This window comes from Mesorhizobium sp. LMG17149, from assembly GCF_024518695.1.
Classification (GTDB): Bacteria; Pseudomonadota; Alphaproteobacteria; order Rhizobiales; family Rhizobiaceae; genus Mesorhizobium.
In genome coordinates, this window is record NZ_JANIFL010000011.1 from 22,709 (window position 1) to 35,571 (window position 12,863).

The 12,863-nt window shown below is 62.6% G+C and carries 15 protein-coding genes; 6 read left to right on the top strand and 9 right to left on the bottom strand.

Annotated features, from left to right (window positions below; all coding sequences use genetic code 11):
• Positions 1-22: 22 nt before the first annotated feature.
• The 3 genes from NP945_RS23985 to NP945_RS23995 are packed head-to-tail and all read right to left on the bottom strand — an operon-like array spanning position 23 to position 2,407.
• Positions 23-553 (bottom strand): Smr/MutS family protein, encoded by a 531-nt coding sequence (locus tag NP945_RS23985; RefSeq protein WP_256747708.1) that lies wholly within the window; start codon positions 551-553, stop codon positions 23-25.
• Positions 550-1,674, bottom strand: coding sequence for a murein transglycosylase A (locus NP945_RS23990; protein ID WP_256747709.1), 1,125 nt, complete (start codon positions 1,672-1,674; stop codon positions 550-552). Before NP945_RS23990 ends, NP945_RS23985 begins: the two co-directional genes overlap by 4 nt.
• Before the next feature lie 25 nt (positions 1,675-1,699).
• Complete coding sequence (locus NP945_RS23995) at positions 1,700-2,407, bottom strand: Tim44/TimA family putative adaptor protein (protein ID WP_127268043.1); 708 nt, start codon at positions 2,405-2,407, stop codon at positions 1,700-1,702.
• Between the two features lie 217 nt (positions 2,408-2,624).
• Between NP945_RS23995 and NP945_RS24000 the strand changes: the two genes are divergently transcribed.
• Positions 2,625-3,122, top strand: a complete 498-nt coding sequence (locus NP945_RS24000; RefSeq protein WP_127271639.1) for an FxsA family protein — start codon at positions 2,625-2,627, stop codon at positions 3,120-3,122.
• Positions 3,123-3,153: 31 nt separating this feature from the next.
• On the opposite strand, the gene NP945_RS24005 is transcribed toward NP945_RS24000, so the two are convergent.
• A complete protein-coding gene (locus NP945_RS24005; RefSeq protein WP_127331952.1) occupies positions 3,154-3,627 on the bottom strand; it encodes a hypothetical protein in 474 nt (157 codons plus the stop codon).
• A gap of 176 nt (positions 3,628-3,803) precedes the next feature.
• On the opposite strand from NP945_RS24005, the gene secB reads away from it, so the two are divergent.
• Entirely contained in the window at positions 3,804-4,301 is a 498-nt protein-coding gene (gene secB / locus NP945_RS24010; RefSeq protein WP_023813420.1) for a protein-export chaperone SecB, read from the top strand.
• 253 nt (positions 4,302-4,554) lie between these two features.
• Positions 4,555-4,842, top strand: coding sequence for a GIY-YIG nuclease family protein (locus NP945_RS24015; RefSeq protein ID WP_256747710.1), 288 nt, complete (start codon positions 4,555-4,557; stop codon positions 4,840-4,842).
• A 131-nt stretch (positions 4,843-4,973) separates the two neighbouring features.
• On the opposite strand, the gene dnaQ is transcribed toward NP945_RS24015, so the two are convergent.
• The 5 genes from dnaQ to NP945_RS24040 form a co-directional block, all read right to left on the bottom strand.
• Positions 4,974-5,675, bottom strand: a complete 702-nt coding sequence (gene dnaQ / locus NP945_RS24020) for a DNA polymerase III subunit epsilon (protein WP_256747711.1) — start codon at positions 5,673-5,675, stop codon at positions 4,974-4,976.
• Positions 5,676-5,964: 289 nt separating this feature from the next.
• Positions 5,965-6,564, bottom strand: coding sequence for a dephospho-CoA kinase (gene coaE / locus NP945_RS24025; RefSeq protein ID WP_256747712.1), 600 nt, complete (start codon positions 6,562-6,564; stop codon positions 5,965-5,967).
• On the bottom strand, positions 6,561-7,403 hold the full coding sequence (locus NP945_RS24030; RefSeq protein WP_256747713.1) for a shikimate dehydrogenase: 843 nt from the start codon (positions 7,401-7,403) through the stop codon (positions 6,561-6,563). Before NP945_RS24030 ends, coaE begins: the two co-directional genes overlap by 4 nt.
• Positions 7,396-7,995 (bottom strand): Maf-like protein, encoded by a 600-nt coding sequence (locus tag NP945_RS24035; RefSeq protein ID WP_256747714.1) that lies wholly within the window; start codon positions 7,993-7,995, stop codon positions 7,396-7,398. Before NP945_RS24035 ends, NP945_RS24030 begins: the two co-directional genes overlap by 8 nt.
• A gap of 288 nt (positions 7,996-8,283) precedes the next feature.
• Positions 8,284-9,105, bottom strand: coding sequence for a pyruvate, water dikinase regulatory protein (locus NP945_RS24040; protein ID WP_127320737.1), 822 nt, complete (start codon positions 9,103-9,105; stop codon positions 8,284-8,286).
• A gap of 405 nt (positions 9,106-9,510) precedes the next feature.
• Between NP945_RS24040 and hemE the strand changes: the two genes are divergently transcribed.
• The 3 genes from hemE (at position 9,511) to rho (ending at position 12,715) form a co-directional block, all read left to right on the top strand.
• Positions 9,511-10,542, top strand: coding sequence for a uroporphyrinogen decarboxylase (gene hemE / locus NP945_RS24045; RefSeq protein ID WP_256747715.1), 1,032 nt, complete (start codon positions 9,511-9,513; stop codon positions 10,540-10,542).
• The gene (gene hemJ, locus NP945_RS24050; protein WP_127268018.1) at positions 10,542-11,078 is read left to right on the top strand and encodes a protoporphyrinogen oxidase HemJ; all 537 of its coding nucleotides are present in this window, start codon (positions 10,542-10,544) and stop codon (positions 11,076-11,078) included. Before hemE ends, hemJ begins: the two co-directional genes overlap by 1 nt.
• A gap of 371 nt (positions 11,079-11,449) precedes the next feature.
• Positions 11,450-12,715, top strand: a complete 1,266-nt coding sequence (gene rho, locus NP945_RS24055; RefSeq protein ID WP_127268017.1) for a transcription termination factor Rho — start codon at positions 11,450-11,452, stop codon at positions 12,713-12,715.
• Positions 12,716-12,863: the final 148 nt, after the last annotated feature.

Sequence of the window (12,863 nt, forward strand, 5' to 3'; positions counted from 1 at the left end):
CCCGCCCTCATGATAGAACTCCTCACAGGCGCGCCCGCCGCAGGCGGATATAGAGCGCACCCGAACCGCCATGGTTTCGGGCGGCATGGTCGTGGCTGGAGACCAGCGGCCGGAAGGCGGGCGTCGACAGCCAGGCCGGCACGGCGCGCCGCAACACCCCATCGCCGCCGGAGGACGAGCCCTTGCCGGTGATGACCAGGACATAGCGGACGCCACCGGCATGCGCCCGGTGCAGGAACGAAAACAGCAGCGAATAAGCCTCGTCCTGGGTCATGCCGTGCAGGTCGACACGGCCCTCGATCGGCAGCCGGCCTTTCGATAATTTGTCCAGCGTCGGCTCGTCGAGGCGGTGCGTGACATGCTGAGCCTTCGGCTTTGCGGTCCCTGCGGCGTTGGCAGCAGGCTGGGCCGGCTGCGGCTGATTTGGCCTAGCCTCGGCGGCAATGTCGGGGATGTCGACGGCAAATTTGCCCTTCAGCGGCTTGGCCGTGCGCGCCACCAGGTTCCACAGAACCCGGTCATCCTCGCTGAGCTTGTCCGGGCGCCGGGTCATCGGACCGCACCCGCAACGAGCGCGCGCGGCACCAGCGCATAAAAATCCGCGGCATTGCGGATCACGCCGGCGATCTCGCCCGCGGCATCGCCCGATCCGGCGAACAGGTCGCCCCGCGCCGGCCCGGTGATGGCCGAGCCGGTGTCCTGCGCGATCATCAGGCGGCGGAACGGTTTTGCGTCGAAAGCAGTGAGCGTCGGCGCGTCGATGTAAAAGGGCGTGCCGAATGTATGCAGCAGGCGGTCGACGGCGATCGAGCGGCCCGGCGTCAGCGGCACCTTGGCGGCGGCGATCGGGCCAAGGGTTGCGTCCTCGACATCGGCCTCGCGAAAGAAGATGTAGGAGCGGTTCTGACGCAGGATCTCGTCGACGCGGTCCGGATGCGCCTTGAACCAGGCGCGGATCGACTGCATCGTCACCTCCGCCAGCGGGATCTCGCCAATCTCGCTCAGGATCTTGCCGGGCCCGGTGAAGCGCTGGCCGGATTTGGCGGCATAGGTGACGCGGACAAGCCGGCCGTCGGTCATGGCGAGGCGTGCGGCACCTTGCACGTGAATGAAGAAGGCATCGACCTTGTCGGCCAGCCAGGCGATTTCCAGGCCCTTGCCGTCGAGCGCGCCGCGCTCGATCTCGCCGCGGTCGGGATACTCGACCGGCCCGTTCGGCGTCTGGCGCGCGAAAGCGAGGTAGGGATCCAGGCCGGGCGGCGGGTTTGCGTCGTCGATATCGACGAGATCGGCCGGGCGCGACAGCAACGGCACCGAAAATCGGTCCGTGCGCACCGGTGACGCCTCGACTTGCGGTTCATAGAAACCGGTGACGAGCCCGGCGCCGGCATTTTCGGCAGGGATAAGCGCCGGGAAAAAATGGCGCTCGAAGAAGGCGCGGGCTTCCTCGCGGGCCAAAACCGGCGACCGATTCGCCGGCGAAACGGTCCGCGCCTCCGCGTAGGCATCGGCAAAAGCTTGGAAGCCGACGCCGAGCGCACCGCTGCGATAGGGTTTGGTCAGCACATGGAAGGCCGAGCGGCGAAAGGCGGCGAAGGCCGCCAGATGGTCGTCATCGTCCCAGCCGGGCAGGTCGCCAAAGGCTTTCTCGACAAAAAGAGGCGATAGCGACACCGGAGCCTCGCCGCGTGTTTCCGAACTAGTCTTCTTCCTCGGTGGCGACGAGCTTCCAGTTCGGATCGCGCGAGCGCGTGTCGCGGGCGAAGGTCCAGACATCCTTGACCTCGGCGACGGTTTCCGGGTCGCCGTCGATGACCGCGCCTGCCTTGTCGCGGGTCGCCGAAATCAACTCGCTGATGATGCGCAGCGTGACATGCGCCTCGCCGCCCTTCATCTCGGCCGAGACGATGTCGGCCTTGTCGATGCCGACGAAGGAGGACTGGATCTTTTCCGCCTTGGCCTCGCGCTCGCCGATGGCGGCGACAAAACCGTCATAGACCTCGCGCGACAACAGGTTCTTCAGCGTTTTGCGATCGCCGTCGGCATAGGCCATGACGATCATCTCGTAAGCCATCTTGGCGCCGTCGACGAAACCCTTCGGCTCGAAGGACGGATCATTGTCCTTGATCGTGCGCAGGCCCTTGTTGAGGTCGGTGTCGGGCTTGGCGAAAGCGTCGATCGCGGCATAGGTGTCGGGAGCCGGCTCGCCTGGCGCGCGCTTGCGCGGCAGCGAGACGACGTTTTCGGATTTCTGGGCGGCATCCTTGTCGCCGGTGCGAGCCGCCGAATAGGGATCGAAGGGCGGCCGTTCGCTGCCGGTGCGGCGGCCCAGCACATTGCGCAGCTGGAAAAAGATGACCACCGCCGCAATCAGGAAGAAAATCGTGCCGAAGTCGAAGAATCCCATATCTTCCGCCAATCAATCCCTGCCCTGTGGCCGGACCGTCAGGCCCAATGGCCACGGTCGCATAGCGTTCAACATTCAAAGCATATAGAACGCAAGGCGCAATCATTCAAATCAAAGGCAGGCATACCTATCTAACAGCCTCAGTGCCAGCGGCGATTGCTCGCTGGCGGCCAAAACAATCGAAACGATCATAACAATCGAAAAAGGTTGGCAAGACTTGCGCATTTCGCTGCTTCCCTTCTTTCTCCTCGCGCTTCCGCTGCTGGAAATCGCCGGTTTCGTCATCGTCGGCCGCGAGGTCGGCGCGCTGGCAACGGTCGGCCTCGTGCTGGCCTCGAGCATCGCCGGCGTGCTTTTGCTCCGATACCAGGGCTTTGGTGTGATGGCCCGCATCCGCACCGAGATGGCCGCCGGCCAGAACCCCAGCCGCCATCTTGCGCACGGCGCCATGATCGTGGTTGCGGCGATCCTCCTGATCATCCCCGGCTTCATATCAGACATCATCGGCCTGCTGCTGTTCCTGCCGCCATTGCGCGATTTTGCCTGGAGCCGGTTCAAGGGCCGCATTGTCGTCGCCACCGATTTCTCGACCGGCGGTTTTCGTGGCCGGCGCGACAGGGTCATCGACCTCGAAGACGGCGACTATTCGCGCGAAGACGATCTGAAGCGCGGACCGGATCACAACTCGCCGTGGCGCCGCCTGAAGGACGATTAGGGCGCCGTCCAAGACGGCAGACCCCTACCTATCATCGGTTCGCCACTCGGAAATCATGATAGGCCAACTCGTAGGTCTTCTGTTCGAAACCGGGCCATTCCTCTTGCAACGTAGTCGCTGAGCGCGCCCTAGAGAAATCGGCGTCCATCATCAGTTTCCATGCTTTTTGGCTTTGCAACTCGCGGGCTGCCTCGATGGCTTCCAGGAGGCAGGCGTCGGTTGCGGCGGGGTGGGCGGCCTTCAGTCGAAGGACCATCATTTCATGCGGATTGAATCTCAATATGGTACGGCGCGGGCCGATAAGCGGCTTAGGCGGCACGGCAGTATCTTCGACGAAAGGCGCGTTGCGAAGTCCGGCATCGAACTCAATCATATTGAGCAAAAATTCGGACCTCAGGAGAAGGTATGCGGCATCCCAAAGGGGCAACTCAGCCATCTTGTCGAAAATAGACTTGGCTTGCGGTACCGACCGCAGCTTGGCCGTCAAATTTTTGGGTGTGATCATCTGGACCCTCGACGCGCAGAATAGCAGTTTGACGCCATGTGATTGAAACTGAAAATCGAATGTGACGCTACCCACTACCGCAAGGCGGCAAACCTTGTCTTGTCATCCCTGCCATGGTAGCGAACGCCCGATTTCAATTCGGTCAGCGACGCTGCCCAGGCAAGAGGACAAGGCTTATGGCCAGCAAAGATGACGCGCCGGTCGGCGCAGCCAACGGAAACGGCAATGCGGCGCAGCCGTCGCTCAACGTTCTGGCGCAATATGTGAAGGACCTGTCCTTCGAAAGCCCCGGCGCGCCCAATTCGCTGCGCGGCCGCGACAAGGCGCCGGGCATCGCCATCAACGTCAACGTCAACGCCAACCCGCTCTCCGACAAGCAGTTCGACGTCAATCTGACGCTGAACGCCAAGGCGTCCTTCGACCAGGAAGTGCTGTTCAATGTCGAGCTGGTCTATGGCGGCGTGTTCGCCATCGCAGGCTTTCCGCAGGAGCACATGCTGCCGATCCTGTTCATCGAATGCCCGCGCCTTTTGTTCCCGTTCGCCCGCCAGATCATCGCCGAGGCAACCCGCAATGGCGGCTTCCCGCCGCTGATGCTCGACCCCATCGACTTCGCACAGATGTTCCAGCAGAAGCTGGCCGAGGACGAGGCGTCCAAGGTCAAGGTGAGCTGAGCTCGGCTGCCATCGTTGTTGTTTCTGAGAACCCGGCCTTGTGCCGGGTTTTCTGTTTGAGGTGCTGGAGAGATAGCAGAGGCACCGGCGCCCTTCGAATGGCCTAGCCCTCCCGTCTTCGTCATCCTAGGGCGAAGCAAGGAGCGAAGCGACGCAGCGCAGACCCTAGGATTCCATGCCGTGACGTGTGCCTTAGAATGCAACGGATCAGAATGGCGCTTGCCCCCGCGCCTATGCTCGCTACGCTAAAACGATGACCGGCTATGTCTACATGACTGCGAGCCAGAAGGCCGGCACCATCTATATCGGTGTCACCAACGATCTCGGTCGCCGCATGCCGGAGCACAAATCCGGTGAGGGCTCGCGCTTCACCAGCCGCTACGGTGTTCAGCGGCTGGTCTGGTACGAAGAATTTTTCGATATCACCGATGCCATCCAGCGCGAGAAGTCGCTGAAACGCTGGCCGCGCCAATGGAAGATCGAATTGATCGAAAAGACCAATCCGGAATGGTTCGAGCTGTTTCGCGGGACGGGGTGGTAGGCGTTCGGTTTCTTGCACCGCCGGAGCACTGCACCACTGTCACGGCATGGATCCTAGGGTCTCCGCAACGTCGCTTCGCTCCTGCTCCGCCCTAGGATGAGGAAGACGCGAGGGTTTCGGTCAGTAGTTGCTCAGCCAACCGCAACCTTCAGCCACAGCGCCTTTTCGCCAAGCGTCCCGACCATGCCGGTGTGCGCGGCGCGTTCGGCTTCGGTGACACGCAGCGGCAGGGGTGCCGGGCGCTGGCTGATGATGATTTCGATCTGGCGGACATTCTCGCCTTGCGCCGGCGCGGTGGCGCTGTCGAGGATGAGGGCCGCCTGCTTGCCGCCGATCAGCTCGATATAGACCTCGGCCAGCAATTCGGAATCGAGCAGGGCGCCGTGCTTGGTGCGCTTGGTGTTGTCGATGCCGTAGCGCCGGCAGAGCGCATCGAGCGAATTGGGGCCCATCGGGTGCTTGCGGCGCGCCAGCGCCAGCGTGTCGACGACGAGACCATTGTCTATGACCGGGTGACCAAGCCGGCCGAATTCGACGTTGAGGAAGCCGACATCGAAAGTGGCGTTGTGGGCGACCAGCTTGGCGCCGTCGGTGAAGTCCAGCCACTCCTGCACAATCTCGGCAAAGGTTGGCTTGCCCGCGAGGTCCGCCGCGCTGATGCCGTGCACGGCCTGTGCCTCGGCGTGGATCGCGCGGCCTTGCGGGTTGATGTAGTGGTGGAAGGTCCTGCCGGTCGGAAAGCGGTTGACCAGCTCGACGCCGCCAAGCTCGATGACGCGGTCGTCGCGCGAATCGAGGCCGGTGGTTTCCGTGTCGAAGATGATCTCACGCATCGAATCAGTCGCTCCGCTCCAAGGGAGCAGATTCATACAACGGAACAAAATGGCAATGAGAAACGGCGTTGCCTAGGACAATCGCCACAGGTTTGCGCTGCCCCTCATCGCCCTGCCGGGCACTTCTCCCCGTATAGTGACGGGGAGAAGGGGCTGGCCGCAACCTCGGCTCCCTTTCCGAAACCTTGGAGATTGGCGAAATCCTTTGCGACAGCGTCCTTCTCCCCGTCACTATACGGGGAGAAGATGCCGGCAGGTAGATGAGGGGCGGCGACGACATCAGCCAGTGTCAGCGGCCTGGTTTGCCGGCTCCTATCAGCTGCCTGATGATCGCATTGACCGCCGCGCGCGCGGCGTCCAGCCCCTGGCCGGTGTCGACGATGAAATCGGCCTGACGCCGCTTTTCCGCATCCGGCACCTGCTTGGCCAGGATCGACGCCAGCTTTTCCTCCGTCATGCCAGGCCGCGCCAGCACGCGGGCGCGCTGGGTCTCGGCCGGCGCAGTGACGACAACGACCTTGTCGACGCGGTTGCGGCCGCCGGTTTCGAACAGCAGGGGAATGTCGAGGACGGCGATCGGCGCGCCTGATCTACGATGCCTGGCCAGAAAGGCATCGGCGTCGGCGCGCACCAGCGGATGGATGATGGCTTCAAGCTGCTTCAGCGCGGCGTCGGCGCCGAGCACGCGCGCGCCAAGCTTTGCCCGGTCGACCACCCCGGCAGATGTGGTGCCGGGAAAGGCGGCCTCGACCAGGGGGGCTGCCTTGCCGGCATAGAGGCGATGCACCGTCTCGTCGGAATCATGGACCGGCACGCCGGCGTCAGCGAACATCCTGGCCGTAGTCGACTTGCCCATGCCGATGGAGCCGGTGAGGCCGAGCACGATCATGGCTTCGGCACCAGATCGGCGACGATTAGCGCCCGGAGTTCGGCCGTCACCCGCGGCCTGACGCCGAACCAGCGCTCGAAGCCTGGCACGGCCTGATGCAGCAGCATGCCGAGGCCGTCGACCGCCTTCAGATTTCGCGCGCGGGCGGCCGCGAGCAGCGGCGTCTCCAGCGGCACATAGACGATGTCAGTGACGATGGCATGGTCGGGCAGCCGGGCGGGATCGGCCGACAGGCCTTCATTGCCATGCATGCCGAGCGCCGTGGTGTTGACCAGCAGGCCGGCATCGCCGAGCAGTTCATCGGTCGCCGCCATGCCATGCGCCGACACGCCGGCGCCGAAACGATCGCGCAACTCTATAGCCCGGGCCACAGTGCGGTTGACGATGCGGATGTCGGCAACGCCGCGCTGCTTCAGCGCATGGATGACGGCGCGCGACGCGCCGCCGGCGCCGAGCACCACCGCCGGACCCTTGCTTGCCCAGCCCGGTGCATGATCGTCGAGGTTGGCGGCAAAGCCGTGACCGTCGGTGTTGCCGGCCCACAGGACGCCGTCCGCGAACCACAGCGTGTTGACGGCGCCGATTTCTTGCGCCGCCTCGTCGCGGCGTTCGGCCAATGCGAAGGCCGCTTCCTTGTGCGGGATGGTGATGTTGCCGCCGCGGTAATCGTTTGCCTGCAACGTTTTCACGAACTCGGCAAAATCCTGCGGCGCGACATCGATGGCCTGGTAGCTTCCGTCGATGCCATGTTTGGCCAGCCAGTGGCCATGGATCTTCGGCGAGCGCGAATGCTTGACCGGATGGCCGGTGACGAAAGCCTTCTTTGACGCCTCAGCCATCGATCGCTCCCAGCGTGCGCAGTTCGGCAAGCAGCGGCAGAAGCGGCAAGCCGACAATCGTGAAATGGTCGCCTTCGATTTTCTCGAACAATTGAATGCCTTCGCCTTCGATCTGATAAGCGCCGACGCTCCCCAGCGCCTTGGCGCCGACGCGGGCGAGGTGGCGGCCGATGAAGGCCGGTTCGAGCTTGCGCATGGTCATCGAGGCGATGCCGACATGCCGCCACAAGACCTCGCCGTCGCGGACCAGCACCGCGGCGCTGTTGAGCTGATGGGTCCTGCCCGACAGCGCCAGCAGATGACGGCGTGCGCCTTCCCTATCGGCCGGCTTGTGGAACACCTCGTCGCCAAGGGACAGCGTCTGGTCGCAGCCCAGCACCAGCGCGCCCGGCCTGCGCTCGCTGACGTCGCTTGCCTTGGCCTCGGCCAGCACCAGGGCAACATCCTCGGGCGAGACACCGCTATCCTGCAACGGCCCCTCGAGCGCGCGCTCGTCGACATCGGCCGGCACCGCCTCGACGTCGACGCCGGCATTGACCAGCATCGCCTTTCGGAACGGACTGCCGGAAGCGAGGATGAGTTTTTCGGTCATTTTGCACTCGGGCGCAGACACAGGCGCGGTTGGAGTTTGATTAGCTCTAGTCCTGTAAGGTTGGCGCTGCCCCTCATTGTCCTGCCGGACATTTCTCCCCGTATAGAGACGGGGAGAAAGGGGCAGCTTCAGCGCTGGCGCTGTTTTCAGCCACAGTCGCGATTGGCGAAACCATCAATGACAGCGCCCTCTCCCCGTCACTATACGGGGAGAGGATGCCGGCAGGCAGGTGAGGGGCGGCGCTGAATTTCCGCCAGGGAAGACTCGGAAAACGCACTCCTCGCTCATCTATCTATTCTTCCCCCGCAGGGCAACGATCGCCGCCGCCGTTTCCTCGATCGAGCGGCGGCTGACGTCGATCATCGGCCAGCCGTGGCGCGTGCAGATCTTGCGGGCATAGGCGAGCTCTTCGCCGATTGCGGCGCGGTCGACATAATCCGATGCCTCATACGAGCCGCTGTTGCCGAGGATGCGGTTTTGCCGGACATGCGAGATGCGTTCGGCGGTGGCGATCAGCCCGACGATGAGCGGCTTGCTGGCGGCAACCAGGCTTTCCGGCACCGGCACGCCGAGCACGATTGGGATGTTGGCGGTCTTGATGCCGCGGTTGGCGAGATAGATGCTGGTCGGCGTCTTCGACGTGCGAGAAATGCCGATCAGCACCACATCGGCATCGTCCATGTTGAGCGGCAACTGGCCGTCATCATGGTCCATGGTGAAATTGAGCGCGTCGATGCGGCGGAAATACTCGGCGTCGAGGACATGCTGGGCGCCGACGCGGCGGCCGGCCGGGGTGCCGAGATAGGACTGGAACACGGTCAGCACCGGCTCCAGCACCGATACACAGGGCAGGCCCATGGCCGCGCAGCGCTCGTCGATGCCGCGCGCCAGCTTCTGGTCGACGACCGTATAGAGGATGATGCCCGGTTCCTCCTCGATGTCCTCGAACACCTTCGCCACCTGCTTTTCGGTGCGGATCAGCGGATAGATATGCTCGATGGCGCGCGCGTCCTTGTACTGCGCCGAAGCCGCCCGGCCGGCGGCGAGCAGCGTTTCGCCGGTCGCGTCCGAAATCAGGTGCAGGTGGAAGAAGCTCTGGGGTTTGTTCACAGGGGGTCACCTGGGGCTGTGGGCTTCTGTGGATAAAGCGGGATGAAAAGACTGGCCTGCCGGAGGCGACTGTATCAGATGGCAGTTTGTCCACAATTCGATGCGCTGTCAGCTTCGTCGGGTGACTGGGGACAAGTTTGGGGACGGCTTTTTTCGACTACGGGCCGTCCACAGGACCTGCTTTTCACCACTGTGCCTAACACTTTGACTCGATTGACCGATTCCGAGCTATCCCCAGAACCTTACATCCGGGAAAAAGAAGCACGCGACAATATGTTGGCTGGTGTTTTCCGGGGCAAAGCGGGACAGGTGACAACCACCAGAACCAACAGACTCTTAGAATCAGAAGAATCTTAGATATAAGAATCTTTGATTATAGAAGAGGCTGGGAGAAGCGAGCGCCCGATGCCCCAGAACCGGATCATGCTGGATGTCCTGAAGGGCAAGGCTCATTTTCCGCCTCCGCTCTGGATGATGCGTCAGGCCGGACGCTATCTGCCGGAGTATCGGGAGACACGCAGACGCGCGGGCTCGTTCCTGGACCTCTGCTATGATCCCGACCTTGCCGTCGAAGTGACCTTGCAGCCGATCGAGCGCTTCGGCTTCGATGCCTCGATCCTGTTTTCCGATATCCTTGTCGTTCCGCATGCGCTTGGCCGTGACGTCCGCTTCGAAGAGGGCAGGGGGCCGCTGCTGACGCCGATCACCTCGCCGGAGATTTTGGCTCTGGAAGGCAAGGTGTTTCACGTGAATCTCGAACCGGTCTACGAGACGGTTCGCCGGTTGCGGGCCAAACTCCCCGAAGAGACAACCCTGATCGGCTTCTGCGGCGCGCCGTGGACGGTGGCGACCTACATGATCGCCGGTCATGGCACGCCCGACCAGGCGCCGGCGCGGCTTTTTGCCTATCGCGAACCGGTGGCCTTTCAACGATTGCTGAAGGTGCTTGCCGAACATTCGGCCGCCTATCTCATCCGCCAGATCGAGGCGGGTGCGGATGTGGTGCAGATATTCGATTCCTGGTCCGGCGTGCTGGACGATGAGAGTTTCGACCTGTTCTGCGTTCAGCCGATGGCCGAGATCGTTGGCCGGGTGCGGGCGGTTCATCCCGATGTTCCGATCATCGGTTTTCCCAAGGGTGCCGGTTCGCGCTACCGGACATATCGACAGAAGACCGGCGTGACGGCGCTAGGGATCGACTGGACGGTACCCCTGATCGCGGCGAAGGAATTGCAGCGCTCGGGTGCGGTTCAGGGCAATCTCGATCCCTTGCGGCTCGTGGCTGGCGGCAAGGCGCTATCCGACGGCGTCGAGGCGATCCTGGGAGCGCTGGGAGACGGGCCGCTGATCTTCAATCTCGGTCACGGCATCACGCCGGAAACGCCGATCGCCCATGTCGAGGCGATGGTGAAACAGGTGCGGAGCGCGACACGCTGATGGCTGAGATGAAAAACACGAACAGCACCGGTCAGGCGATGATGCGGATGATGTCAGGTATCGCGGTGCTGGTCGTTCTCACCGCGCTTTTGTATTTCGCGGCACCCGACAGCTTCTATCTCTGGGCAAAGGCGATCCATATCCTCGCCGTCATCTCATGGATGGCGGGCATGCTCTATCTGCCGCGGCTGCTGGTCTATCATGCCGATGCCGAGAAGGGCTCGGTGCAATCGGAGACCTTCAAGGTGATGGAGCGGCGCCTGCTGCGCGGCATCATCAACCCGGCGATGATCGTCACCTGGGTGTTCGGCCTGTGGCTCGCCTGGAAGGGTTTTGGTTTCCAGGGCGGCTGGCTGCATGCCAAGATCGGTGCGGTGCTTTTGCTGTCCGCCATGCATGGCTATCTCGCGGGCGCGGTGCGCAAATTCGCCGAGGACCGCAATGAAAAACCGGCCAGGCACTGGCGGATGGTCAACGAGATCCCCACATTGCTGATGATCGCAATCGTCATCCTGGTGGTGGTCAAGCCGTTCTGATGGTTCGACTGATGCCTTCAAGCGTTGGCGCTGCCCCTCACCTGCCTGCCGGCATCCTCTCCCCGTATAGGGACGGGGAGAGGGGCGCTGTCATCGATGGTTTCGCCAATCATCAGCGTGGCCGGAAATGTCCGGCAGGACAATGAGGGGCGGCGCCGACATCTCCGATTGACCGCTTCCCAGTCGACTGTGACTTGTAATTGCCGCTGTTAAAAACGCAGCTTGCTCTTTCACCCGACCGACGATAAAAGACGGGTCTTCCTTCCCGTCATGCGCCGCCCCTCGTTGTTTTCGGCCGCGCCCGGCATTTGTCGCATCCCGCCGATATTTTCCCAAAGCCTACCCAGACTCCATCTATTCAAGGTCCGTCTATGCAAGAAATGAAACTCGCCGAGTTCAAGAACAAGAAACCGCCAGAGCTGATCGCCTATGCCGAATCGCTCGAGGTCGAAAACGCCAGCGTCATGCGCAAGCAGGAGCTGATGTTTGCGATCCTGAAGAAGCTGGCCGCCCAGGAGATCGAGATCATCGGTGATGGCGTGGTCGAGGTGCTGCAGGATGGTTTCGGCTTCCTGCGCTCCGCCAACGCCAATTATCTGCCAGGTCCCGACGACATCTATATTTCGCCGTCGCAGATCCGGCGCTTTTCGCTGAAGACCGGCGATACAGTCGAAGGGCCGATCCGCAGCCCGAAAGAGGGCGAGCGCTATTTCGCGCTGCTCAAGGTCAACACCATCAATTTCGACGATCCCGAAAAGATCCGTCACAAGATCCACTTCGACAATCTGACGCCGCTCTATCCGACCAAGCGGCTGAAGATGGAGATCGAGAATGCGACCACCAAGGACATCTCGCCGCGTGTGATCGACCTGGTCGCGCCGATCGGCAAGGGGCAGCGCGCTCTGATCAACGCGCAGCCGCGTACCGGCAAGACGGTTCTGATGCAGAACATCGCCCACTCGATCACCGCCAACCATCCGGAATGCTATCTGATCGTGCTGCTGATCGACGAGCGGCCGGAAGAAGTGACCGACATGCAGCGCTCGGTGAAGGGCGAGGTGATCTCCTCGACCTTCGACGAGCCGGCGGTGCGCCACGTGCAGGTCGCCGAAATGGTCATCGAGAAGGCCAAGCGCCTGGTCGAGCATGGCCGCGACGTCGTCATCCTGCTCGATTCGATCACCCGCCTCGGCCGCGCCTACAACACCGTCGTGCCGTCATCCGGCAAGGTGCTGACCGGCGGTGTCGACGCCAACGCGCTGCAGCGGCCGAAGCGCTTCTTCGGCGCCGCCCGCAACATCGAGGAAGGCGGTTCGCTGACCATCATCGCCACCGCGCTTATCGATACCGGCAGCCGCATGGACGAAGTCATCTTCGAAGAGTTCAAGGGCACCGGCAACTGCGAAATCCAGCTCGACCGCAAGGTGGCCGACAAGCGCATCTATCCGGCCATGGACATCTTGAAGTCCGGCACCCGCAAGGAAGACCTGCTGGTTTCCAAGCAGGATCTGCAGAAGATCTTCGTGCTGCGCCGCATCCTGGCGCCGATGGGAACCACCGACGCAATCGAGTTCCTGATCGACAAGCTGAAGCAGACCAAGACCAATGCGGATTTCTTCGATTCGATGAACACGTAAGAGGACTGGCGAGGGCCAACGGGCAACTGCTTGCGCTGCCCCTCATCCGCCTGCCGGCACCTTCTCCCCGTATAGTGACGGGGAGAAGGGAGATGGCCGCACCCTCGGCGCTCGTTATGCTGCGTTGAAAATTGGCGAAACCGTCCAT

Coding starts and splice junctions, on each gene's coding strand:
- NP945_RS24005 (WP_127331952.1), bottom strand. CDS start 3,627: ATGATCACACCCAAAAATTTGACGGCCAAGCTGCGGTCGGTACCGCAA.
- NP945_RS24035 (WP_256747714.1), bottom strand. CDS start 7,995: ATGACCGAAAAACTCATCCTCGCTTCCGGCAGTCCGTTCCGAAAGGCG.
- NP945_RS24030 (WP_256747713.1), bottom strand. CDS start 7,403: ATGGCTGAGGCGTCAAAGAAGGCTTTCGTCACCGGCCATCCGGTCAAG.
- dnaQ (WP_256747711.1), bottom strand. CDS start 5,675: ATGCGTGAGATCATCTTCGACACGGAAACCACCGGCCTCGATTCGCGC.
- rho (WP_127268017.1), top strand. CDS start 11,450: ATGCAAGAAATGAAACTCGCCGAGTTCAAGAACAAGAAACCGCCAGAG.
- NP945_RS23995 (WP_127268043.1), bottom strand. CDS start 2,407: ATGGGATTCTTCGACTTCGGCACGATTTTCTTCCTGATTGCGGCGGTG.
- NP945_RS24015 (WP_256747710.1), top strand. CDS start 4,555: ATGACCGGCTATGTCTACATGACTGCGAGCCAGAAGGCCGGCACCATC.
- hemJ (WP_127268018.1), top strand. CDS start 10,542: ATGGCTGAGATGAAAAACACGAACAGCACCGGTCAGGCGATGATGCGG.
- NP945_RS23985 (WP_256747708.1), bottom strand. CDS start 553: ATGACCCGGCGCCCGGACAAGCTCAGCGAGGATGACCGGGTTCTGTGG.
- secB (WP_023813420.1), top strand. CDS start 3,804: ATGGCCAGCAAAGATGACGCGCCGGTCGGCGCAGCCAACGGAAACGGC.
- hemE (WP_256747715.1), top strand. CDS start 9,511: ATGCCCCAGAACCGGATCATGCTGGATGTCCTGAAGGGCAAGGCTCAT.
- coaE (WP_256747712.1), bottom strand. CDS start 6,564: ATGATCGTGCTCGGCCTCACCGGCTCCATCGGCATGGGCAAGTCGACT.